Source organism: Pantoea sp. App145 (assembly GCF_047947045.1).
Taxonomy (GTDB): Bacteria; Pseudomonadota; Gammaproteobacteria; order Enterobacterales; family Enterobacteriaceae; genus Pantoea.
This window is the reverse complement of the sequence record NZ_CP133291.1, coordinates 373306-398922: the sequence shown is the minus strand read 5'-3', so window position 1 is coordinate 398922 and position 25617 is coordinate 373306. Positions and strand designations below refer to the sequence as shown.

Annotated in this window: 16 protein-coding genes; 10 read left to right on the top strand and 6 right to left on the bottom strand. The window is 50.5% G+C overall.

Going from position 1 to position 25617, the window contains the following annotated elements; translation table 11 throughout:
- From RCF31_RS21670 to RCF31_RS21660, 3 genes are all read right to left on the bottom strand, one after another.
- Window positions 1–8664, bottom strand: coding sequence for a hypothetical protein (locus tag RCF31_RS21670; protein WP_416413338.1), 8664 nt, complete (start codon window positions 8662–8664; stop codon window positions 1–3).
- Between the two features lie 178 nt (window positions 8665–8842).
- A complete protein-coding gene (locus RCF31_RS21665) occupies window positions 8843–10780 on the bottom strand; it encodes a MacB family efflux pump subunit (protein ID WP_416413337.1) in 1938 nt (645 codons plus the stop codon).
- Entirely contained in the window at window positions 10777–11952 is a 1176-nt protein-coding gene (locus tag RCF31_RS21660) for an efflux RND transporter periplasmic adaptor subunit (protein ID WP_416413336.1), read from the bottom strand. Before RCF31_RS21660 ends, RCF31_RS21665 begins: the two co-directional genes overlap by 4 nt.
- Window positions 11953–12187: 235 nt before the next feature.
- Here RCF31_RS21660 and RCF31_RS21655 point away from each other — a divergent pair, with 235 nt between their 5' ends.
- The 8 genes from RCF31_RS21655 to RCF31_RS21620 all read left to right on the top strand — a co-directional run bounded on the left by RCF31_RS21655 (window position 12188) and on the right by RCF31_RS21620 (window position 21020).
- Window positions 12188–13129, top strand: a complete 942-nt coding sequence (locus RCF31_RS21655) for a formyltransferase family protein (RefSeq protein ID WP_416413334.1) — start codon at window positions 12188–12190, stop codon at window positions 13127–13129.
- 269 nt (window positions 13130–13398) lie between these two features.
- On the top strand, window positions 13399–14478 hold the full coding sequence (gene pmrB, locus RCF31_RS21650; RefSeq protein ID WP_416413332.1) for a two-component system sensor histidine kinase PmrB: 1080 nt from the start codon (window positions 13399–13401) through the stop codon (window positions 14476–14478).
- Between the two features lie 463 nt (window positions 14479–14941).
- Window positions 14942–16600, top strand: coding sequence for a lipid IV(A) 4-amino-4-deoxy-L-arabinosyltransferase (gene arnT / locus RCF31_RS21645; protein ID WP_416413331.1), 1659 nt, complete (start codon window positions 14942–14944; stop codon window positions 16598–16600).
- An 87-nt stretch (window positions 16601–16687) separates the two neighbouring features.
- A complete protein-coding gene (gene fetA, locus RCF31_RS21640) occupies window positions 16688–17353 on the top strand; it encodes an iron efflux ABC transporter ATP-binding subunit FetA (protein WP_299450208.1) in 666 nt (221 codons plus the stop codon).
- Window positions 17340–18101: an iron efflux ABC transporter permease subunit FetB gene (fetB, locus tag RCF31_RS21635; RefSeq protein ID WP_084881055.1), complete on the top strand. Its 762-nt coding sequence runs from the start codon at window positions 17340–17342 to the stop codon at window positions 18099–18101. The genes fetA and fetB overlap by 14 nt, the downstream gene beginning before the upstream one ends.
- 87 nt (window positions 18102–18188) lie before the next feature.
- Window positions 18189–18890 (top strand): response regulator, encoded by a 702-nt coding sequence (locus RCF31_RS21630; protein WP_299450194.1) that lies wholly within the window; start codon window positions 18189–18191, stop codon window positions 18888–18890.
- Between the two features lie 4 nt (window positions 18891–18894).
- Window positions 18895–20169 carry a HAMP domain-containing sensor histidine kinase gene (locus tag RCF31_RS21625; RefSeq protein WP_299450191.1) on the top strand — a complete coding sequence of 425 codons (1275 nt, stop codon included), beginning with the start codon at window positions 18895–18897 and terminating at the stop codon, window positions 20167–20169.
- Between the two features lie 71 nt (window positions 20170–20240).
- Entirely contained in the window at window positions 20241–21020 is a 780-nt protein-coding gene (locus RCF31_RS21620) for a MipA/OmpV family protein (protein ID WP_416413328.1), read from the top strand.
- Here the strand turns inward: RCF31_RS21620 and RCF31_RS21615 are convergent.
- Window positions 21017–21715, bottom strand: a complete 699-nt coding sequence (locus RCF31_RS21615) for an O-methyltransferase (protein WP_416413327.1) — start codon at window positions 21713–21715, stop codon at window positions 21017–21019. The genes RCF31_RS21620 and RCF31_RS21615 overlap by 4 nt on opposite strands.
- Window positions 21716–21860: 145 nt before the next feature.
- On the opposite strand from RCF31_RS21615, the gene RCF31_RS21610 reads away from it, so the two are divergent.
- Window positions 21861–22589 carry a hypothetical protein gene (locus tag RCF31_RS21610; protein ID WP_416413326.1) on the top strand — a complete coding sequence of 243 codons (729 nt, stop codon included), beginning with the start codon at window positions 21861–21863 and terminating at the stop codon, window positions 22587–22589.
- 268 nt (window positions 22590–22857) lie between these two features.
- Here RCF31_RS21610 and RCF31_RS21605 read toward each other — a convergent pair whose 3' ends face one another.
- Entirely contained in the window at window positions 22858–23757 is a 900-nt protein-coding gene (locus tag RCF31_RS21605; protein ID WP_416413325.1) for a LysR family transcriptional regulator, read from the bottom strand.
- 91 nt (window positions 23758–23848) lie between these two features.
- Between RCF31_RS21605 and RCF31_RS21600 the strand changes: the two genes are divergently transcribed.
- On the top strand, window positions 23849–24808 hold the full coding sequence (locus tag RCF31_RS21600) for an NAD-dependent epimerase/dehydratase family protein (RefSeq protein WP_416413324.1): 960 nt from the start codon (window positions 23849–23851) through the stop codon (window positions 24806–24808).
- Here the strand turns inward: RCF31_RS21600 and RCF31_RS21595 are convergent.
- Entirely contained in the window at window positions 24805–25554 is a 750-nt protein-coding gene (locus RCF31_RS21595) for an SDR family NAD(P)-dependent oxidoreductase (RefSeq protein WP_416413323.1), read from the bottom strand. The two genes, RCF31_RS21600 and RCF31_RS21595, sit on opposite strands and share 4 nt — an antisense overlap.
- Window positions 25555–25617 lie beyond the last annotated feature (63 nt).

Genomic DNA, 25617 nt, shown 5'->3' with positions numbered 1-25617 from the left:
CTACACGCCAATTAAATAAGGAGTCCGTAGTTCTTCACCCCCTGCCGTAATATCAAACGTTTCTTTGAACATAAACCATGCCATTGAAAAGTCTTCGTTAGCGCGTTCCGGGTGCTGCCTATTGACATAGTCACACATTAACCCGAAGACCATCTCAGGGTCGGGCATGATCAGGCGCATCACCAATATTTCGCTGGCAAAGAGATTTTTAAAAAAGTCGAGATAACGGAAGCATTCAGCACCACCAAAATCGATCATTTTCAGGAATTGTGTGGTTTCTGTCGCAGCATAAAATTTTTGTTCAGCTGCATTCCAGTCCTGAGACTCGGTTGCTATCACCTGATGAATTCTGTTTTGCAAACGAAATAGAAAACCCGCCCCGGAAAATTCACACATAAATATCGGCCCGGCCAGCCGATGTTTCGCCCAGGCCGCGAATTCATGTAAAAGCTGCGGCTCACCATGAAGACCTGCGAGACGAACCGTTGAATTCGTTGTGGTGGCAGGCGCGGAGTTTGCCATTAATATATCCGTGTGATGTTCAGGGTTGAGCCGTAATGGTTGCGCCTTGCCTGCGGTGGTCACATCGCCCACCCTGGCAGATACGATCAGACGTACCGGCAGCCCATTTTTGGTTGAAGACAAACTAATATCCAGAGGGGAGGTTTCTGGTCTGATTAACAGCAGATTTTCAGGCATATGAACTTGCTGCCAGTAGTTTCGCGTACCGTTGATGCATTGCTGCAATTGGCCTGCGTACTTATGCAACTTTTGCACTTGCCAGCTTTGTTCATTCAATTGCAGAAAATTATCACTCGCACGACGCTCATCAGGGATGGCCATTACCAGCATGCGGAGTTGCGTAAAAGTCCGAATCCACGCCTGATAATCGCGGGGCAGCCAGGATTGAATGAGGCGATATTGCCACTCGTCCATGAATATTTCCGGTGTCACGAAAGGTTGCTCGTCGTAATGACTAAAGAAGTTATTGGGCGCCAGGCAATTCTGGTGCAATCGTGTTTGTTCCTCGTCAGTATCAACAGGTCGTGTTTTGCGGGATTTGAACCATTCGATGGCGGTAATGGCGTGGGAAAGTATTTTACTGCCTTGTTCTACCCAGCCATAGGTGCTGATTTCCGGATGTCTTTGTAGCACGGTATGATTTTGCAGGATAAATACCAGTCTGGTGAGGGTTTCATTTTTTTTGTGCAGAGTTTCCAGGGTCTGGTTGCATTTCACGACATCATAAAGATCAGCGTTGCGCCAGGAAAATATATTGCAGGTTTCATGATCCAGTTCTGCATAGGGACGTTCATTCAATCCATGTTTGTGAATCTCCGTATTCAGGCTGGTTCCGCTACGTTTAAGGGCCTGATCCAGCTCAAGGAGTCCGTCTAAACTGAATTCAAAGTGAAACGGGATACCTGAGGTGGCATTACTGATTGAATGAATGTATTCCCGCTGCGCACCCAGCCCATTCATCAGCGTTGCTTTTATCTGCTGTTGTTGCTGACGGGTTAGTAATGGCAGGAAATCGGGTAACTTTTGTCTCTGTTCCTGTGCAAGAAAACTTTCCATCGTGGAGCCAAATAACGCTTCAGAAGATGCCCCATTCGCGGCTCGTATCTGGCGTGGCCAGTTAAGTCTCCCGATGGGAAATACCTGAAGCTTGCCTTGCGAATCAAGAAAACGATAATTAACTTCACGGTAACTGTTATCACTGAAAATAAAAACCAAATCCCCGGTATGAAATTGCAGAATATAGGGGGTGAGTTTCAACGAGGTGTCGTTTTGCCGGATTTCTGGTTGCAAATAGGATACGGGATATAACACACTATGCCGGATCAACTCTGATGCAGTTTGTCCGGGTATAAGCTGCCAGTTTTCGCTGGACGTTGCGTGTTGCTGCTGCCATGCCGCACGCACATGGTGCTCGAAGAAAATTTGCGCCGTAAGCGTTCCGTTATGCAATGCCTGATATTCCTGCTGAAGTTCTGTACGCAGGCTCAGCGATTGCCAGATTTGGCTATGGGTATAATTATCTGTCAACAAGTATAACCCCTCACGGTTACCTGCCAGGCTGGCATACAGGGAACGTTGATTGTCAGTGCTAAAACCGAGATAACAGACATAACTTATCGGGTCCCACCAGATGCCCATAAATCCTGTCGCGGGGAGGGCGTCAGGAGAATAGGTATCATCTATTGTCCAGCGCGTTCTTAATGCTTTCGCGATCATCGGCCAGTCAGTAAATTTACCCATCACCCCGGAAATAGCCTGACCGACAAAGTCAACCGATGATTGGTTAGCTGCTTTATGCAGATTACGGTTTTTCCATTTAATGATGTCGGGATGGGCGGCCAGCTGAATGATGCGTGCAGACTGCACTTCTTCGGCAATGCTGCGTTTAGCAGCGTAAAAGGGAATATGCCGTGCCAGCCACTCTCTGGTTTGATTATGCAGTGCGGTAAATTCGGTGGCATTTTTAGCCTGTGCAAGTTGCTGAAACTGGCGGCGCAGCGACGATTCCACCAGACTTGCCAGTGTGGTGCTTACGGTTTCGTTCGCGGGATAGGTACGGGATTCTGCTGTCAGTTCGTAAAAGGTGAATGGCATGCTCGTTTTACGCTTATCCCCGAAGCAGACGCGGGTTAAGCCTTCAGCGTCGCGTGAAACTGGCGTCTGCCGCATCGGCCCAATGGCAGGCAGCGGCAGACCGAGGGGTAATAACAACCTATCGTTTGGGTCAATGGTAGTAAAGCCGATCCCCGCCACGGTGACGTCCTGTTCCGGTGTCAAATACCAGCTAAACTGCAGTTCTCCCCGATCGCGCGCCTGGCGCAATTCCTTATCGAACTGCGCAGGCAGGGCGTGAGTCAGTAGCTTATGCAGGTCACTGAGGGTAGTGAGAGCGAGAGTCAGCAAACGTTGATGCTCTTCCGCAGTGGCAGAGTCGAAACTGAATTCAATCATTTCGCGCGCTAGTTTCTGGCTGTCAGTGACACAGGCAAGCACCAGGGTTTGCCCCTCAGCGGCATGGGACAGGCAACGGGCCAGTGAATGCAATGCATCTCCGGCATAATGGTTGCCATACATGCTAAGCAGTGCCAGTTGAGGGAAGCGGATCACTGGAACGAAACCCGCATCATGCATAGCGGCGTTGTAGAGTTTCAGTAAATGTTTGTGAGAAAGGATATCTGCCTTCAACTGGTGAGCGATGATTGCGCCAATACAAAGCTGTTGTGCTGACGCATCGTTGATCACCAGTTTTTGCAGGCCGATGTCGATGTTGCTTAATACGCTGGCAAATGCCAGATGATGGCGCACGCTTGCTTTGATAAAACGCGTGATTGCCTGGACTATTCGCCCCTGTTTGTCTGGCAGAATGTTTTGATAATTCTGAATATAATTAATAGATTGCTGGTTGAGGAACCTTTCATCCGTAATTTGTTCCAGGGTTATCCAGGGTAAATTCATCACCTTTTGCAGCTGGTTAAAGACATAAAGATAGAGATTCGGAATGGCCGGATCAGCCAGATTTAAAATATCACTACATAGTTTGAGAAAGCGATCGTTGTCAATTAATGTCCCGGCGGGGAGATAACGCTGTAACACCAAAATCTCGGCAGATTGTAATTCACCGTCCTCATCAATAAGTTTTTCGATCATGGATGCGATGTCATTTTGCGTGATCTTTTCCTCTGCCGGGATGGTCAGAAGATGGCCAGATAATCTGTCATGGAAGGGCAGTAGTGAAAAAAAGATAAAATTTTGTACGATCTTGTTTAGCGTTGCCTGGTAAACATCTGTACCGTTTTGGTTCAATACTGATAATAAGGGGTTTGTCTGAGCATTAAATGAATCAATCAGTTCCTCGTCATGGAAAACGGGTAAAGGTTCAAAAGGATGCTCACTGTACACCTGACGGCGGGAACGCAAATGGGTTTCCGAGATAAAATCATTAGTCAGGAATGTAAACCAGCAACCCTCATCGACCAGGTAATACTGGCAAAATAACAAATGGTGATGAATAAGACAGGATTCTCTGAAAGCATTTCTGACCAACGCAATAAATTCTGGTCTCATCTCATCAGCATTAATGATTTGAGTTTCACGTGCCAGCGTTGCATTGTGTAATATTTTTTGCCAGTCGGCGAACAATCTTTGGGTGACGTCGGCAAGAAATGGCCTCATATTCTGAAAGCGCATATCCGGCGACATGTATTCCTGCAAAGCGGCCAGCCAGTCAGTCTGGACTTGAGCGCCAGACCACTCTTCTGAAGGGTATTCAGCCAGCAGTTTGGCGCTGTATTCAATACGGGCAAATATTTCATAAATGACTTCTATTCGTTTCATTATCTGAAATCGGGTCTGGATAAATTCAGCCAGTGAAGGGACTTCAGCCGTTGGGTGATTAAGACGATATTCATTACATCGGCTATTGAAAATTTCAATGCTGGTACTAAATAAATTAATAGCCGCCGGGTTTTGTTCTATTGCCTGCCGGATGAAATCAATCAGGAAATCTATAACCGCCAGATGAAACTTCTCCTGAGCGGAAGAACGCGTCAGATATAATGTGAACCTTCCCATTTCGTAGTGTATGTCCTGTTGTGTCAGGGTTTTTTCCGCCCGCGCATCCTCTCCTTCACCGATAAGGCGTAATAACGAGTCAGTGCCTTTTCTCATCAGGCTATCATCGAGCATAAACAGATAATTGGCTTCAAAAGCCTGAATATTACTTTTGAATGTCTTATTGATTACATTCATGGATAGTTCAATAAGAAGATTCTGCTCCGGGGTCAGGACAATATCTGGAATGGATAATGTTTTATTATCGTTAATATTTTTTTGTAAATAATCATAGAAAAAATCCGCATCAATATCCGTTCTGTGTTGATTGAGGTTGTAATAGCTATTGAGTTCTAAAATTCTGTTAACAAATAACCGTACCGGGAAGGTAAAGGATCGAAAGCAAAACATGGCCATCTGGTCATAATCATTTGATATCCGCCATCCACCATCCATTGCTGTTTCGATAATTTCCTGCGCATCCGGATTCCTCAAAGCTGAGAAAAACATCTCCACATATAACGCTGGGCTTTTACGATGAATATCAAAAACATTCAGGGTGATATTTTTAGACTGAGAACCATCGGAAAAGCATGTTATATTTACTCGGGCAGGCATCGGTAATGCAAAATTTTCAATGCTATATTTATTTTCCCATTCAGGTGCATTCCAGCGTTGAAAAGGCAACTCACCCATGTCTGAGTACAGCGCCCGGGCATGTTTTTTTAACCGGCCAAAAATACCCGGAAGTATGGCCAGAGGTGCGGACCGATCAGGGGATAGATTAGACTCAGGGAGCATTGTTTTACTAGGAATAGAAGCCAGCTGGAGTAATGTGTGGGCAACCTTTTCCTGTGTTTGTTTGAGTGATAGCGTTATATCATTTATTTCATTCTCCAGAGACTTTCTTGCTGGTTCGAAAATTGCGAGAGGATCTTGTTGGCTGGTATGAGGCATTGTCAGAGCAAGGGTTACTTTTTCATTCAGGATGCGTAACTGGTGTTTTTTTTGCATCCGCAGTATATAGAGTGCTCTGACACCATTGCCGAGTACTTTAAGCGATTTAGTCACCCCTGGAGGAAAGGGGGCATCAAGCGCACAGATGCCGGCCCGTAACCAATCAATTGACGCAGAAGTATAAATGGTATCTTCTCTATTATAAAAAACATCTTTACCGAGTTCATAACATTCTTTCAGTGGAAAATATTCTGAAATAATCCCCCACATTCCTCTCTTTTCATCTTTTTCGCTTTCAGTTTCAGTTGCCGTGTTGATTTTTTCTTTTTGCAACTCAAGTAAATTTTTGCGGTTTTCGATAGCCAAATCAATTATCAATGGTATGGCAACATCGGACGTTCCTAGCTCCTTCTCAGTAAAAAATGCAACGATATAATGATCAGGTCTGCTGTATGTGCACCATTTAGCACGATAATATTGGTAGTATTGTGAAATGAAATTCCACACTTTTTCTGGCGGGTCGAGCCATGATGTAGTTGGTTCAATGATGTCATCGCAAGGGTCCCAGAAAAGAAGTCCATCCATAAAGACATAGTGTTGGTTAAGGAAACTCTCTCCTAAATTTGTAATGTCATGGGTATTATTAACGGCTAAGCGGGTTATCGGCAATTGCAGTTGAATGCGGCTGGCTTCTATATTTAACTGGAAAATGCGGGTTTCCTGGCTATGGCTATGTTTTGCGTAAAAAAGAACACCTGTCTGACAATGTGGGCGCACATTATAGGACATCCGCTGTGCTATTTCCGGGATGAGTTTGAAGGCTTTATGTGTCAGCATAAAGCGGATGCGTTGCAGGCGGTGATTATCAAGGTTGATAACCGAAAGCCTGACATTGGGATCGTTAATGAATATTTTATCATCCTCAGTTATCAGAGAAAATGATCGTGTAATAACCTGTCGATAGAGTTCAATATGTTCTTTTTCTATTTCTGTTGAAATATCCTGATATTCCGTTTGTAACTCAAGACGCTTTGGGTAAGGTTTTAATGTAAAAACCGTGGTGCCGTCATACTTATGATTCCGCAATGGTCCTGGAATAGAGTTTGGCATGCTGTCATAAACCACTTTTATGCCATCAGGGAAGCTCCGGATTGCACAAAGTAAATTTTTGCAGTTTTGCAGGTAAGGATAATCCAGATGTCTGGCAGGATGACGATGTATTTTGAATGTGGCCCGGTCAAAATCCATTGGTTGGGTAACGTCAACGCCCAGATGGCTGAATCGATAAATAATGATGTCATTTAATGTCAGGAACAGTTGTCGTTCAAGTACGACATCTATTTCATGATACTCCATTGTCTCCTTATTAACGCTTCGTGTATAATTTTCGAACCTGGCACCATCAGGATCTTGTGAGAATATATCCTTATAAAACCTTCCTCTGATCAGGAAATGGACTAAACGCTCCCCCTTGCGCAACGCCCGGGAAAAATCTTCAAAACGCAGAGCCTTGTTGCGTGGATATTCTTCCCCCATACATGCCCAGTAGTTATTAAGTTTTTTCGAGATGATTTTTTCCAAACCAAGACCATTGTTTTCAAATTGTATAAAGTCTGGTGCAGAAAGGGTAATGATGTAGTTAGCGAATCGGCGGGTTTTACTTTCGTCAATAAGCCCTAAGGTCTTGACAAGAATTCGTGATATATGCAGGTGAAGTTTATTAAGCGCATAGCTAATGGTGTTGTCTTCTAATCCACTGGCATTCTCTCGCCAAATTTTAATCACCAGTTTACCCACGGAAAAGACCAGCGCATTCAGATTAAGAATATTATTCCTGCCTACCGGTGTCAGCAGTACAGAAAAAACGTCTATTAATATGGCATTTATCTCATCGCGGTCATAAGGAGTAAGATAAGTAATACCCATCTGCCTGAGTAAATTCTCCGTATGTTTAATATTCAGATCACTATGCTCATCAAGAATGTATTGACTGAATTCATCTACCAGTCTGATGCCGGTCTGAGCTGAATTTAATAGCCCCCTGACGATGCTGATAGTATTAATACAAGTACTGTTTTCTGGCGTTGTCTTATTAGTCAGGTTCAGGCTGAGTGGTAAAGGACCATAAAGCACATCGTGCTGTGCTTCTATGATTTCATTTTCAACAGGGACATCCTCTTCAGTGATTATTTTGTTTTCACTGACCAGATAAGGAAAAACCCGATACGCCAGATAAGAACCCGTTACCAGTGCCGCGGCGGCGGCGGCGATACCTGCGGTATTCCCTGGGCCTCGAACTGCCAGCGCGGCAGCGGCGGTCGCACCGAGTAACGGGGCGTCGGGTGCGACAGCGCGGCCTGACGATCGCGGGGAAGTCGCTGAAGCGTGGACCTCGTTACGCCTGTCTTGTTGTTGTAAGTGATCTTTCATCATCGCTTCACGCCATAAACGGCGTGCAAATTTGTGGGGGTTTTCATCCGGGAATAGAAATTTGATTGGGTTAAACGTATCGATATATCTAATCGCGCCAGCAAGCGTGGGCGAGAATAGAGATATACCTGACATCACTAATGTTTTTACCCCTTCATTAATTACCGGGAGTGTAATGAATTTCGGAGCGATGAATGAGGAGAAAAAATTAAGTAACACGGTATCGCGTGGCGTGGGGGGGGGCAATACATTTTCCGGAGGCTTACGTAGTGCACCACTTTTTTTCAAAGCCTGCACCAGTTTTTTATAAATACGCGGATTGACTCTTTTCTGAATGCCCCTTGCTATTCCAGTCAGTTCGATAAAGTCATTCGTCACCTCATTGATTGATGGTTTTTTATCTCCATCTTCCTGGTATAATTTAACAAGAAGTCGCTTAACTTTTTTTGACTTCATGATCTTCATTGCGACAAATATATCAATATAGTATTTATAAGGATATGAATCATTCTCAAAGTCTTCCCGTTTTTTTTCTAATAATGGCTCACTTGCAGGCAAATATTGATAAATTATTCGGGAAAGGGGGAGAGTGGGCGCATTGGTTATTCTTCTTATAGCTCCCATTGCCTGGTTATATCCGCTAAGAATAGAAGTGAACACCCTTTCACGGTTGCATACAGGGAAAATGTTGATTTCAGATTGCATTGGCAAATTTCCTTATTCGCAGAATGGTCATCGTGAGCGTCCTGGCAGAAGACGCATGATGAATGCAACCTAAACCTTAGTATAAGTTAAACGGGAGTGACAATTTTGAAGGGAAATTAATCGGTGAACTATACCGATGGCGTGGTGAAAGGGGCGTTACCCGCCCCGGGGATATTGCTTATTCGCTTGCCAGTGCTGTCACCGGGTCCATGCGTGCGGCTTTGCGTGCGGGCAGGTAACCAAAGATCATCCCGATCACGGTTGAACAGATAAATGCCGCGGCTGCGGATTCCCAGGAGTAAATGGCCGTCAGCAGCCCCCCCGCCAGCAGGCTGACCAGCGGGCCAATTGCCAGTGAAAGTCCTACCCCTAAAACCCCGCCGACCAGACATACCAGCACGGCCTCGATCATAAATTGCTGCATGATGTCTCCACGTCGGGCACCGACTGCCATACGGACACCAATTTCATGAGTGCGCTCGGTAACCGACACAAGCATGATATTCATCACGCCAATGCTGCCGATGGTCAGCGCGATAGCGGCAACCATCAAAATCAGCAGTGTCAGGGTGGCAGCGGCATTTTCGATAGCCTGGCGATACTTATCGCGGTTAAACACCAGGAAATCTTTGCCCCGGTGGCGGTCAGTCAGTATCTCACTCAACGCAGCGACCGCCGGACCACTGGCGATATCATCTTTCAGTTTGATACTAAAGCTGGTCAGTGATGTCTGTCCGGTGATGCGATACATCATGGTGCTCCATGGCAGCCACACATTAAGGCGATTAGGATTGGCACCGTCATTCAACCTGGCTACACCAACCACCCGCACCGGAACGGAACCGAGAATGATCATTTTGCCGGTCACGCTGCCCGGCTGATCACCAAACAGTTTGTTCCGGGTATTTTCATCAATGATGATTTCCTGAGTGGCGTGGAGTTCGTCTGAAAAATTCGTCCCTTCCGTGAGTTTAATACCCTGAATGCGGAAATAATCCTTACCTACGCCGTAAACCGTGGTTTTGGAGGCATTTGACAGGTAACGAATAGGCTGGGTTGACATCATTTCCGGGCTGACGGCTGCAACAAATTGTTGTCGGGCAATGGCCTGCACATCTGACATCACTAGCGTTAACGTGGGATGGGTTTCATCCTCAACGAAATCCCCCCCGGCATAAATGGTCACCACATTGGTGCCCAGACCCTGAATACTCTCCAGCGTGCTTTGCCGCGCGCCTTGCCCCAGCGCGACAACCGTCACTACGGCTGCGATACCAAAAATGATGCCCGTCATGGTCAGCGAGGTGCGCAGACGATGGGCATTCATCGCATGCAGTGCCATACGTAATGATTCGCGTAATCGATCGCCGATGCCGCGCCATTTGCTCTGGCTTTTCGCCGCAGTGGGCTGATAACGGGAATGTACAGTTTCTGCGGACCGGCCACTGTCAGCGACAATCGAGCCGTCCTGGATTTCGATGATGCGATCCGCGTGCTGAGCAACGTTCATATCATGCGTCACAATGATCACCGTGTGCCCATCACGGTTAAGATCGCTGAGTATGCGCAACACTTCCTCGCCAGAATGAGAATCCAGCGCGCCGGTGGGTTCATCTGCCAGGATAATTTCCGCACCATTAATTAATGCACGGGCGATGCTGACGCGTTGTTGCTGCCCGCCGGACAGTTCCCCCGGCTTATGGTGCGCACGACCATGTAACCCGAGGCGTTCCAGCAATTGAGCGGCGTGTGCACGACGGGAATTCCCGGCGACATTGGCGTAAATGGCCGGAATCTCTACGTTACTCAGGGCATTCAGATCCGGCATCAGATGATAACGCTGGAAAATAAATCCGATATGTTCGCGCCGGACTTTTGCCAGCGCATCGGCAGACAGACTGGCGATGTTCTGCCCGCTGAGGTGATACTCTCCGCTATCTGCGGCATCCAGACAGCCGAGGATATTCAGCAGCGTTGATTTGCCCGAGCCGGACGGGCCGATAATCGCTACCATTTCCCCTGCGGCAATGCTCAGATTGATATCTTTCAGTACATTCAGAGATTGCGAGCCAAAGGCGTAAGTGCGGGTAATATTTTTCAGCTCGATGATATTCACATCACCACCTTCTCTGCGCCAGCAGCCTGGGCGGCAAGAATGACTTTTTCACCGACCTGAAGCCCGCTCAGTACCTGAATATCCACGTTGTCAGAAATGCCGGTAGTGATGTAGCGCTTAACTGGCTGCTGATTTTCATCCGCGACTTCAACATAACTTTTGCCGTCAGCGTCTTTTTTCCGCGCCTGAACCGGGATCAGTAGTGCGTTATTGGCGGAGTCGCGCAGCAGATTGACCTGAGCGGTCATGGCGATGCGCAGGGAATTATCGGGGTTAGGCACATCAAGCAGCGCGTTGTAATACACCGCAGCATTGGTGGCGCTGGTGGGATTGCTCTCGCTGTTATTCAGCAGCGCGTCATCCTTCATCACCGTATCAGGTGCCAGCTCAATACTGCGTAAAGTGGCGTTGTAACGTTTATCCGGGTCGGAGAAGGTGGTAAACCAGGCTTGCTGCCCGGGTCTGATATTGTTGATGTCCGCTTCAGATATCTGCACCTTGATGGTCATGGTGGACAGCTGCGCCAGTTTGGCAATGGTTGGGGCACTTTGCGCTGCGTTTACCGTCTGCCCTTGTTTGGTAATGATGGCGATAACGGTGCCATCCATCGGTGCCATGATGCGGGTGTAACTCAGGTCGAGCTGTTTTTTATCCACCTCAATCTGCGCCTGAATCACGCGCGCCTGCTGGGCAGTTTGCTCAGCGCGCGCGATACGCCAGGCTTCAGCGCCGGTATCAAAATCCTGACGGGACACTAAATTCATCTTCAGCATCTGTTGCAGGCGTTTGAACTGCGCCTCCTGACGCACCAGGGTGGCTTGTTTGGTTTCTAAATCCGCTTTGGCGACACTGAGCGCTGCTTCGGCATTGCGCAGGTCACTGCGTTGTGGTTGGTCATCGATTTCGGCGATGAGTTCACCTTTGTGCACATTATCACCAGTGCGGATATACAATTTTTTGAGCTGACCGGAAACCTGAGCGCCAACGTTGACGCGTTCGATGGCATCCATTTTACCCGTCGCAGCGATGACGTTTTCGATGTTGCCCTGACGAACGGTGGTGGTGATGATGTTGTCAGGTTTGTTGCGGGAGGCATTGAATTTATAAACACCGAGGATGATAAGCAGAATAGCAAACGCCGGAAAAAACCATTTTTTCGTTGAAGTTGGCATGAGAGTCCCTTTTTTTGCCAGAGGATAATAATCACGTGCCGTTACGGCAAGTGAAAACTGGTTTTAAACGCTCAGATTAGGCCGCATAACCGGCAAGCAAAATGAATGAGTTATGAGAAATCGCAGGATTTATCCTGACATCTGTGAAAAGTAATGTGTTTAAGCATATTTTAATTTTCGCCCGCTATCATGAGATGCGTCTTACCCTCCGCTACCACCGATACAAAGGAAATCAATGAAAGCTGTCATTTTTGCCTACCACGATATGGGATGTGCTGGCCTGGAAGCGCTGGAAAACGCTGGTTTTGAAATCTGCGCGGTGTTCACGCATGCTGATGCACCGGGCGAAAATCATTTTCATGGCTCGGTGGCCCGGATGGCACAGGCCCGCAATATTCCGCTGTATATGCCGGATGACGTCAATCAGCCGCAATGGATAGCGCTGTTGCAGACGCTGGTCCCCGATATGTTGTTCAGCCTGTCATTTCGGCAGATACTCAGCCGTGAAATTCTGGCGATCCCTCGTCGTGGGGCGTTTGGTGTGCAGGCTTCTTTGCTGCCTGCGCATCGTGGCAGGGCACATCTGAATTGGGTCTTAATCAAGGGCGATGCGGAGACCGGCGTCACGCTGTTTCGTATGATCGATCGTCCTGATTGTGGCCCGATTCTGGCACAGGAAAAAGTCAGAATATTGCCTGAGGACGATGCCCATAGCCTGCATAACAAGCTGGTTAGTACCAGCGCAAAGATGCTGGCCCTCTGGCTACCCGCGCTGTGCGCTGGTCAGCTGGAAGAGCGGGAACAGGATGAGTCTCAGGCAAGCTGTTTCGGGCGTCGTACACCGGAGGATGGCGAGATCAACTGGCAGGCCGCCGCGCAGGATATTCACAATCTGATACGTGGACTCGCCAGCCCCTGGCCAGGAGCGTACAGCGCGGCCTATGGGCAGCGTTTTGTTGTCTGGCAAAGCCATGTCAGTGCGGATAAATTATTCGACCAACCCGGTACCGTATTAAGCCTTGATCCGCTAGTGATTGCCTGCGGTGAAGGGCAGCTTGAAGTGGTGGCAGGACAAGCCCGGGAGGGCGTGCGGATGAACGGCGCTGAACTGGCGCGCAAGTTAGGATTGCGTGTGGGTGAGAACATTAACGGTCAGAATACACCGCAAAATACGTAAATAAAAATTATCATATAGCAACTTAAGGATCACCTAATGTAACGGTGAGAAACTGGTCTCTTCATCATTAGAGGAGGCCAGTCGAGAATGCCCTTTTCTTTATTTCAGCGGATCGTAAGGAATCCGTTATTATTTGTTCTTTCCCCATCAATATTAATTCAATTTTCGATTTCTTCTGCCCGAATTTTCTCTCAGTGGGTAATGAGAATATTATTCACACCCTGGATTAAAGCTATTTTAACTAAACCCAGAGAAGCGAGAGGCTGACCATGTTCTGGCCTCTGTTACGCCCCCGCAAAAACAGCACCCTGCGCTGGCGGTTATTGCTGGTGATTGGCTTAATTCTGATTGTTTGTCAGACCATCAGTGTGTGGGGGGTATGGCATGAGAGCAAAGAACAGATCGCGCTGCTGGTGAATGCCGCACTGGATAATCACAACCCACACCAGCATATGGAAAAAGAAATCCATGAAGCCATCATCAGCCTGGCGCTTCCCAGCATTGTCATGATTCTGGTGGCGTTATTTCTCTGTTTTCAGGCGATAACCAGCCTGACCCGCCCTTTATCAGAACTGCAAAAATGCCTGGAGGATCGTGGAGAGGAGAAGCTGACCTCGGTGGACTATCACAGTTCTTTGCAGGAGATTGATGCAGTGACCCATGCTATCAATCGCCTGGTATCACGTCTGAGCGCCAGCCTTGAAAGGGAGCGCATGTTTACCGCGGACGTTGCCCATGAACTCCGCACGCCGCTGGCCGGTCTCAGACTCCATCTGGAACTGCTGGAAAGAACACATCAATGCGATGTTAAGCCACTGATGCAGCGCCTCGACCAAATGACCAGCAGCGTGACCCAACTGCTACAGCTGGCGCGCGCTGGGCAATCTTTTTCATCGGGTAGCTACCAGAATGTCAGGCTGGTGCGGGATGTCGTCGAGCCAATGAAACATGAATTTGAAACCATGTTAGCGCTGCATCAGCAGGTCTTAATTCTCAATATGCCGCAGGAGGTCGTCGTTCGCGGTGATGTGACTTTACTGAAGGTGATGCTGCGGAATCTGGTGGAGAATGCCCATCGCTACAGTCCACACGATACCTGCATCACTATTCGGATCAGCAAGCAGCCATCTCCGGTGCTGATGGTAGAAGATGAGGGGGTGGGGATTGATGAAAGTAAAATTGGCGAACTGAGTCGGGCGTTTGTCCGGATGGACCGTCGTTTTGGTGGCATTGGCTTAGGGCTGAGTATTGTCACCCGTATTGTTCAGCTGCATAAAGGGCAATTTTTACTGGAGAATCGGGGCAGTGTGCCAGGTTGCCGGGCCAGAGTGACCTTTACCGGCCAGTAATACCCGCAGAATTACAGTGAAAACCAGATGATCAAAAAACTAATAACGCTAACAGCGCTGAGGATAACAGCAGCATATTCGCTGGCTGGACGGGAGAACATGGATTGCATAGGGAACCTCATTATCAGACCCGACAATTTTTACCGCCAAAGATTAAGTTAACCTTAAGCCAGCCTTGCGCTCACAGAACGGACATGAAAATTCGCCGTTTAATGTTCAGTTAAGAATCAGGCGTTATGCTCTCAATCGCTATAAATTAATGGCTGCGAAATTTTCTTCGTCCCGAAGTTAATTAAACGGGGAAATAAATTCTTAAATTTCTCTGTGCCGGTGTTTCATATATAGCACTTTATGCTAAATTGTTATTGCTGGATACTTTAATGAAACTACTGCATAGCAGGCCTGGCAACATGTGCTGGCCGGAAAATTCGGTGTGGTGTGAAAAACTCACAGGGAATCGCGTATGACCGCAACAACAAAAACGCTGCTACTGCTGGCGTTACTGATCCTCTATTATTTGGTGCCACTTGAATTTCGCCATCTCTGGCAGCCTGATGAAACGCGCTATGCGGAGATTAGCCGGGAGATGCTGCAAAACGGCAACTGGATCACGCCACACTTCTTTGACTTACGTTATTTCGAAAAACCGATTGCCGGCTACTGGTTCAACAACATTGGCCAGTGGTTATTTGGGCATAACAATTTCGCCGTGCGTATTGGCGCTGTCTTTTCCACGCTGGTTAGCGCGGTGCTGGTTTTCTGGCTCGCCCGCCGTCTTTATGCTGACCGGGCGATCGCCCTTACTGCCAGCGTTATCTTTCTCACCTCATTGCTAGTCTATGGCGTGGGCACCTATGCCGTTCTCGACCCGATCCTGTCGCTATGGCTGGTCGCCGCTATGTGCAGTTACTGGTATGCCGTCGGCGCGGACACTCTGCGCCAGCGGCTGGTGGGCTATATCCTGTTTGGTCTGGCCTGTGGTATGGGATTTATGACCAAAGGGTTTCTGGCACTGGCTGTACCGGTACTGGTGATTGTTCCCTGGGCCATCTGCAACCAGCGTTTCCGTGAGTTACTGACCTTTGGTCCGCTTACGGTACTGTGCGCCGCACTGCTTAGTGCGCCCTGGGCGCTGGCAATTAATCAGCAACAACCGGATTTCTGGCACTACTTTTTCTGGATAGAGCATATTCAGCGCTTTGCCGACTCCGATGCCCAGCACAAAGCGCCATTCTGGTATTACATACCGATCTTAATTGCCGGTTCCCTGCCGTGGCTGGCGTTGCTGCCTGGCGCATTGCGTCAGGGCTGGACGGAGCGCAAAATCGCCCCCGGTGGGTTTTATTTACTGTGCTGGATCCTCATCCCCCTGGTGTTCTTCAGCATTGCCAAAGGCAAATTGCTGACTTACATCCTGCCATGCTTTGCGCCGCTGGCAATTTTGATGGCCTGCTATGGGCATCGGCTGGCGGGCAAGGCGAGTCGCATTCTTCGGGTGAATGCCTGGATTAATATCCTGTTTGGCACACTGAGCCTGTTCGCCTTACTGGTGGTGTTTGCGCCCTGGGGCATCAGCCATCGCCCGCTGTATCAGCAGCATGAAGTGGGCGCATTGATCATGGCGGCTGTGACTTTTGCCGGATGGGGACTGGCTGGCTTTGTCAGCCTCAGGGCGAAAGGTCAAGGCTGGCAGCTTGCGGCGCTTTGCCCGCTGGCACTGGCACTCTGTGTCGGTAATGCGATCCCGGAAAGCGTACAGAACACCAAACAACCCCAGGTCTTTGTAGCAAGCGTTGCGGATAAACTGGCGGAAAGTCGCTTTATCCTGAGTGACGACCCTGGCATCGCGTCGACCATTGCGTGGACACTGCAACGTAGCGATATGTATTTCTATGATAAACAGGGTGAAGTCCGCTATGGCCTGAGCTATCCCGATTCTCAGTCGCGTTTCGTCAGCAAAGCTGACTTCCCTCAATGGCTGGCGACGCACCGTAAGCAAGGAACGGTTTCAGTGGTGCTGATGCTGGGTCGTGGTGAGACGACACCAACCGACATTCCCCCTCCCGATCTGGTGTATCGCCACGATCGCATGCTTTTACTGCAATACGGCCCTGAACCCTAAGCTCAGAGGCTTCACAATTCTGCTAACATGCGCAGGGCCGCAATGCGGCCCGTTAACGCAATCGCTCATTTTTGTGGATAAATAATTATGGCCGCCGATTTTCCTTTGCTGGATGTGCAAGGGGTGACGTTCTCACTGGAGGACCGCGAGTTATTGGCTCCGGTCTCATTAACACTTAACCCGGGTGATTTTGTTTTGCTCTCCGGTCCGTCAGGCAGTGGCAAAAGCACGTTGCTAAAGATTATGGCCTCACTGTTGGATCCCAGCGCGGGACGCATCTTTTTTCGCCACCAGGACATAGCAACACTCAAGCCGGAAGAGTATCGACAGCGGGTTTCCTACTGCTTTCAAACCCCGGTGCTGTTTGGCAACACGGTATTCGATAACCTGGCGCTGCCGTGGCAAATCCGGCAGCAGAAACCCACGCGCAGCAAGCTGGAGGCCGATTTAACCAAAGTGAACCTGCCTGCTGACATGCTGGATAAAAAAATTGACCAGCTTTCCGGCGGTGAAAAACAGCGCGTCGGCTTATTACGCAATTTGCAGTTTCTGCCGGACATCTTGCTGCTGGATGAAGTGACCAGCGCACTGGATGAAGATAACAAGGGCCTGATTAATAACCTGATCAAAGGGATCGTCAGCGACAAGGGTATGGCTGTGGTGTGGATCAGCCATGACCCGGCGGAAATTCGTCAGGCGCAGCGGGTATTGCACCTGGAAACCCCGGAGAGGAAAAACCATGAGCCAGCATAATATCACTAATACCTCGCTGGTCCTGGCACTGGTGCTGGTGATGATCGCGCTGCTGATTAGCCAGAAAGAAAAACTGGGACTGGGTAAAGACATCATCTGGAGCGTGTGTCGGGCTATTGTACAGTTGGTCATTGTCGGCTATGTGCTGAAGTCGATTTTCGACATCAATAATGACTGGCTTACGGTGTTGATGGTGTTGTTTATCTGCGTCAATGCCGCGCTGAACGCCCGTAAACGTAGCCGCAATATTGATCATGCTTTCCTGATTTCGTTTATCGCCATTACCAGCGGCACTACGTTGACGTTGGTGATTCTGGTGCTGAGTGGCGCGATCGAATTTATGCCGATGCAGGTGATCCCGATTTCCGGGATGATTGCCGGGAATGCCATGGTGGCGGTGGGGTTGTGTTACAGCAATCTTAACCAGCGCTTCGCGGATAACCGCCAGAAAATTCAGGAAATGCTCAGTCTGGGGGCGTCCATCAAGCTGGCATCAGGCACGCTGATTCGGGACAGTATTCGCGCCGCGATGATCCCAACCATAGATGCGGCGAAAACCGTGGGGCTGGTGAGCCTGCCGGGCATGATGTCGGGGCTAATCTTTGCCGGAATTGACCCGGTTAAAGCCATCAAATATCAAATCATGGTGACCTTTATGTTGATTGGCACGGCCAGCCTGTCCACTATTATTGCGGTCTACCTGGCGTATCGACGTTTTTATAATGAGCGATCACAGCTGAGATTTTGATCATCTGATCTTCTCTTCCAGCGTTGACGAAACTTAATAGCGGACGCCGCTGTCTGTTACTCATCATTGTTTTGGAAGATAAAAGTCATGACCTCTGTATTGCTGATTGAGGATGATGTCCGTCTGGCGCAGATGATTGCGCCTTATCTGGCACAACACGAATTTGAGGTGATGCATAGCGCCAGTGCTACGGATGCACAGGCGCGCATGAAACTGCGCAGCTTTGATGTGGTACTGCTAGACCTGATGCTGGGGGATGCCGATGGGCTGGCCCTGTGTCGGCAGATACGTGCTGAAAGCCACGACGATCCCGCCATCATTATGGTCACCGGACGTGGCGACCCGGCAGACCGAATTATTGGGCTGGAAGTCGGCGCTGATGATTACCTGCCAAAACCGTTTGAACCGCGTGAGCTGCTGGCACGGATGCGCGCTGTGCTACGCCGCATGCGCCCTGGCTTGCGCGCCAGCGATGCCAGCCTGATTCGCTCAGGGGAACTGGAGATTGATATTGCTGCGCGCACGGTCACCTTACACCAGCAGCCCTGTGCTCTGACATCATTGCAATTCGATTTGCTGGTTTCGCTGGCACGGCAGGCCGGACGCGTTCTGAATCGTGAGCAAATCTGGCAGACGGTGCGCGGTGAAAGTTATGAAAGTTTTGACCGGGCGATAGATGTGCATATCGGGCGTATCCGTCAGGTGATTGAAGATGATCCACGCACACCGAAACGTATCATCACGGTACGCGGTGTCGGTTATGTTTTCTCGGCCTTAGCGGATCGCTAAGCGTATGAAACGTATCACCGACCTGCCAATGCATTTACAGATTTTCCTCGCTGTCATCAGCGCTATTTCGCTGGTGGTGCTCTGCACCATTGCGTTGTGGTTATGGACCGATGATGAAAATCGCCACCTCAACGCCTTTGCCACGTTCAGCGGCATGGTGGAACAGACGTTACCCGCTGCATCCGCTCCGCTTGAGGCGCAGTCGGCGGCGATAGATAGCTGGATGCAGCGTACCAATGCCCGCTTCGCGTTATTTGCAGCCAACGGCGCGCTGCTGAGCCGCACACTCTCGCCAGCGATCCCTTTCCCACATCAGGTGAAAGCCGGGGGTTACTTTGATGACTGGTACAGCTCGCGCTTTGTCTGGCAATTGCAGGATAAACGTTTGCTGGTGATCCAGTTCAGTGTTGATCGTATTGAACGTCCGTGGACCTTCATCCTGATGCTGCTGGCCCTGGCTGCGGCGGTGGTGGTGATCTCTTTTCCGGTGATTCGTCGACTCACCGCGCGGCTGGAATCACTGCAACATAGTGTGGAATCGTTGGGCAAAGGCAACCTGGCGGCGCGGGTGCGGGTGACGGGCAGCGATGAGGTTGGACAGCTGGCCGCCAGTTTTAATCGTTCTGCGACGCAGATCGAAACGCTGGTTCAGTCGCAGAAAACCATGCTGGCCAATGCTTCGCACGAGCTGCGATCACCGCTGATGCGTATTCAGATGGCCTCGGCATTGTTAAGTGCTGAACATTCTCAGGCGAGCAATGAATTGCAACGCAGCGTAAAGGAACTGGACGCGCTGGTGGAGGAAATCCTCACCCTGAGCCGACTGGAAATGGCGGATAACGTCATTGTCGGTGAGTTACTGCCTACCGACATCACCGCACTGGCCGCCGAGGAGTGCGCCAGCGTTGAAGTGGAACTGAATGCAGAGCACATTGTGGCGCAGGTTGATGCCCGTCTGATGCGCCGTTTAATGAGAAACCTGATTGAAAACGCGCTGCGCTACGCGGGCCGCGATGTGACGGTCAATCTCAGACGCACGCCAGATCAGGGCTTTTCACTGACGGTGAATGACCGTGGGCCGGGGATTCCCGAGACGGAAATGGCGCGTATTTTCGAGCCTTTTTATCGTCTGGCGCGCAGCGGTAACGGTTCCGGACTTGGCCTGGCGCTGGTACGTTCCATCAGCCAATATCATGGCGGCGAGGTTAGCGTACATAACCGTTCTGGTGGCGGTGCCAGCTTTACCGTGCACATCCCGCTGTTACATAACTTTACCTGAGGTAAAAAGAGGCGTTACAGGAGGCTGGTGTAATGGCTGGCGGTCAACCGTCACCATAAGGATGAAGTCACATGCGTTTCACACCAGCGAAACCCCTTCCGCTGATATTGCTATTTTCCACCGCCGCGTTGCCTGCTTTTGCTGATGAATCTGCTCAAAACTTCAATGGTTTTCTCGGCGCTGGCGTTAGTGTTCAACCCAAATACACCGGTTCGAAGCACAACGAGACCCGATTCCTGCCAGTGGCCAGGCTGAACTATGGGCCATTTTTTTTCGGTGGTGTCGATACCCTGACTGCGCTGGGCTGGCAGTTCGCCCGAACCGAGCACTGGACCTTTGCCGTTGGCGCAGGGTTGGATCTCTTCCCCCGCGAGGAGTCAGATGATGACTACCTGCGTGGCATGGGCGATATCAAACGCTCACCGCACGCGTTTACCTCGGCGATTTACCGCAATGACCTGTTTAATGCCGGGGTGATCCTGACTCAGGATATAGGCGGAAATCAGCAGGGGTTTCGGCTGACGTCATATGCCAATCTGTCATGGCGACCCTATGAAGACCTGCGTCTGTTCACTGGCCCGAGCCTGAGCTGGGCGAATAGCGATTATATGCAGACCCATTATGGCGTTTCGGCGCACCAATCCTCCCGCAGCGGTTTTTCCCGCTACGATGCCGGGTCTGGCCTGGAAAAAATTGGCTGGGAAGTGGGGATGGATTATGACATGACCGCGGCATGGCAGGTGGGGGCGCGGGTGATGGCCCAGCGTCTGGAAAGTGATGCTGCTGACAGCCCCCTGACCCAGCAGAAGGATCAGGTAAGCTATGCGCTGTTCCTTGCCTGGCATTTTTAACTGATGTGAGGGTGCTCTGCAATGACGACTGCCATCGCAAAACCATCCCAGCCTTTTTCACCGGTGGTTTGAATGGCAGTGGCATCGAGGCGTGGATTCTCTGCCACCATACGCAGAAATTCGCGCACTCCCGCGACATTAGGATCGGCAGAATCGGCATCGGCTACCGCTCCACCGCGCACGATATTGTCGGCGATGATCACCGTTCCGGTGTGCGAGAGGCGCAAGGCCCATTGCAGATAGTGGGGATTATTTTTTTTGTCGGCATCAATAAAGATGAGGTCGAATGGGGCCTTGAGGGTGGGTAACACATCCAGTGCTGCGCCGACATGTACCTCAACACGGTCAGACACGCCTGCATTGGCGATGTTCTTCACCGCCACTTCAGCATGCCGGGGTTCGGCCTCAATGGAGATTAGCTGGCCTCCCGCTGGCAACGCTCTGGCCATCCAGATGGTGCGGTAACCACCCAGCGTACCGATCTCCAGGACCCTTTTGGCCTGCTGCATTCTGATAAACAAAGCCAGCATCTTTCCCTGGGGGGCAGACACGTCATGCGCAGGCAAACCGGCACGCGCATTTGCCTGTAGAGCAGCCTCCAGCCCCGCATCTGCCGGGGCCAGCAAATGGGAGAAATATTCGTCAACGGCAGACCATTTCTCAGCGTCTGCGGATGGGTAATCGGGAATACGCATCTTTTTGCTCCTGCATGATGACAAAGACGGTAGCTATATGTTTATGCCGAACCGATTATAGTGCGGTTTGGTGAATGTATTGCTGCAGACCTGGGAAAGGTGCTGTCGGTCAGGATTGACCACCGGATCGTCATGAGGGAATATAATGAACGAAGTCACATGGATTGATTCCCACAAGCGTGCAAAAGGATGCAGCATGTATAACAACAGGATAATCACCAAAGTCCAGTCTGATAAAGCGTTAGCGCAGCGTCTGGATAGCGCCCTCACGAGTGTTGCTCAAAACATGGAAACACAGCTAAAACAGATGGATCAGGGACTGACTCGTCTCACCTGGTATGCATCGTGCGTCACCAAAAATTATCAGGATGTCTGCTCGAAATTAAAGGACGAAGACGTGCGGTTTTGGTTTGGAGTATATGAGCTAATAAAGCGGCGAGATATCGTATTCGACATGATTAAGATTTATGTGGATAGGCGGCTATTTGGCGTCATTGAGCAGGATCTCAAAAAGATCGCTGAAGTCCTGTCAAAAGGTGGTTCGCGCTTTTCTTCAAATCAGGCCACCAGATTTTCATTAGCCATGGCTATTTCCCGGGCGATATCCATTAGCTTCAATATCAGCAATCCAATCATTGGCAAGACCAGCATGACAGCTGCCTTTGTGCTGAGCAACTATGGCATGGTTCAGGAAGCGGCAGATGCTGCTGCCAGGCTTAGAAACACAGCGTCTTTTTATTACGAGTTGCTTCGTCAGCAACGGCTTGAAATGATGTATTTTCTGATAGAACCTGCTTTTAAAAGGATACGCCACCCTTGGCCTGGTGATGTAGATGGGGCTATTTACGAACTACGTTCCTTGATGGGGGATTGATGAAGGACTTTTTAAAAGCACGAATAAAAGATTTAGTCTGGATTACTTTGACCGTGTGGGTTCCAATAATTCTGACATTCATGTTTTGTATTTTTATTAACAAGTTTTGGCCTGGTTACGAGTGGGGGGCAACCGCTTCTTTTATTGTAGCCATCGCGATTATCGATTTTATTGTTATCAGGAAATACTGGAAATAAATAAGTAAACTCTCCTTACAGCGATATCAGATGTACGCGCTGCGTGCCGCCAAACATTTATGCCAAACCGATTATAGTGCGGTTTGGTGAATGTATTGCAGCAACCCTTCGGCCAGCGCATCAAATACCGTGCGGCATAGCGGGCGGGTGCGCAGATCTTCATGCATGGTAATCCAGGTGGAAAGATGCAAGGTGAACGCCTCGGGCAGGATGCGCACCAACTGGGGTTCGCGCTGTGCCAGCCCCACCTGGCAAAAGCCAATACCCGCTCCGGCGCGAATCAGCGCCAGTTGCGCCGGGTCGCTGTCGGTGCGAAAAGCAAAGTGTTCCCGTGCCAGTAACGGATGCGCCTTCACCACGCTGCGCACAAAGGCGTCCGGCTGGTCAAACCCAATCAGGCTGTGCTGGCGCAGCGCCTGAATCGAATCTGGTGTGCCATGTTTTTCCAGATAGATAGGGCTGGCATACATACCCAGTGCAATCTCACCCACCGCGCGGATCACCAGCTGATTCTGATGCGGTCGCACCATACGTACCGCAATATCCGCTTCGTGTTGCAGCAAATCCTGCATCTGGTTAGACACCACCAGCTCAAGGTTCAGACCCGGATGGCGTTGCCGTAATTGTGCGAGGATCGGCGGCAGGACCTCAAGCGCGATAATCTCACTGGCGGCCACCCGCACCACACCACGCGTGACATCGTTTTGACCGCTTACGGCGCGTTGCAATGCGGCAACAGTGCTGGCAAGGCTGGCAGCATAAGGTTGCAGGGCCAGCGCGGCTTCGGTGGGGATCAGGCCATGGGGGGCGTGAATAAACAGCGTCACGTTCAGTGCCTGCTCCAGCGCAGCGATATGCCTGCCCAGCGTCGGCTGTGTCGAACCCGACGCGCGTGCCGCAGCGGAGAGTGAACCGGCGTTAAGTACGCCAAGGAAGGAACGATACAGTTCCCAGCTGATATCTTTATCCATGCATTTATGTATACCTGCTCCATCATTCCAGTCAATGTTATTTAGCCCCGGCCTTACTTACACTCAGGGAAAATCAAACGGGGGTTAAAACATGAACACACCATCACGGGCGTTAATACTCGGGGCCAGCGGCGGCATAGGGGGCGAGGTTGCACGTCAGCTCTGTGCCGCTGGCTGGCAAATCAATGCGTTAACCCGCCGGACTCCGTCAGGAGAGGATTATCACTGGATTACGGCCGATGCCTTGTCCCGCGCCGAGGTTGTTCACGCGGCACGCGATTGCGAGGTGATTGTGCATGCGGTGAATCCGGCAGGATATCGTCACTGGGATACCCAGGTGATGCCGATGCTGGAGAATACCCTCACGGCTGCCCGGCAGCACGGGGCCACCGTGGTATTGCCGGGAACGGTTTACAATTTTGGAGCAGAAACTTTCCCGGTTATTGCCGAAGACGCTCCCCAGCAGCCGCAAACGCGCAAGGGTGGTATTCGCGCGGCGATGGAACAACGTTTGCAGGAATTCGTCAGCGAAGGCGGGCGGGCGCTGATTGTGCGCGCCGGTGACTTTTTTGGCCCTGCGGCGGGCAATAACTGGTTTGCCCAGGGGCTGATTAAACCGGGAAAAACCATCACAACGGTGAGTAATCCGGGGCGCGCTGGCGTAGGACATCAGTGGGCATACTTGCCGGATGTCGCCGCGACCATGGTGGCGCTGCTCGGCCATCGAACGCAACTGCGCCCGCTGGAAAAGGTGCATCTGGCGGGACACTGGGACGAGGATGGGAGTGCCATGGCAGCGACGATTTGTCGGGTAGTGGCCCGGTACAGCGGCCAGTCACCGCGCATCGCCACCTTTCCCTGGTGGCTGGTTCATCTGCTGGCACCCTTTCAGACCACCTTTCGCGAGCTCAGGGAGATGCAATATCTCTGGCAACAGCCGGTGCGTTTGTCGAACACCAGGCTGCTGTCATTGCTGGGCCACGAACCGCATACGCCACTGGATCGCGCGGTAGAGGCAACGCTACGGGCCCTCGGTTGTCTGCCTGCTTAAATCTGCGCCATACCACCATCAACAAACAACTCGGTGGCGTTGATAAAGCTGGAATCATCAGAGGCAAGGAACGCCACCACGTTACCAATCTCTTCAGGTTCACCCAGACGACCCAAGGGTACCTGGGATGCCAGCGCGTCAAACAATCCCTGACGTTGCTCTTCACTGACCAGGCCACCTAAACCAGGGGTACGAATCGGACCAGGGCTGACAACGTTGATACGAATGCCGCGATCTTTCACATCCAGCGCCCAGGAGCGGGCGAAGTTACGTACGGCCGCTTTACTGGCGCTGTAGACGCTAAAGCCAGCAGTGCCCTTCACTGAGGTGGTAGAGGCGGTGAGGATCACCGAAGCCTTGTCACTCAGCAGCGGCAGCGCTTTTTGCACGGTGAACAACACGCCACGTACGTTGGTGCCAAAAATACGGTCAAAATGTTCTTCAGTGATGCTGCCCAGCGGCTGCATATCGCCGCCACCGGCGTTGGCAAACAGGACATCAAGGCGACCCGCCTGACGGGCAATCTGCGCGTAAACCGCGTCGAGGTCGCTGAGAATCGCCGCATCGGCGCGAATCCCGGTTGCTGCTGCGCCAATACTGGCGACGGCTGCGTCCAGTTCTGCCTGACGGCGTCCGGTGATAAACACCTGTGCGCCGCGTGCTGCCAGCGTTTGTGCTGCAGCCAGACCAATACCGGTGGTGCCGCCAGTAACCAGAGCAATTTTACCTTTCAGTGTTGCGTTCATGTTTGTCTCTCCAGATAAGTGATTAAGTGATTTTCAACGGCTTCGTAGTGCATGGAGGCAATG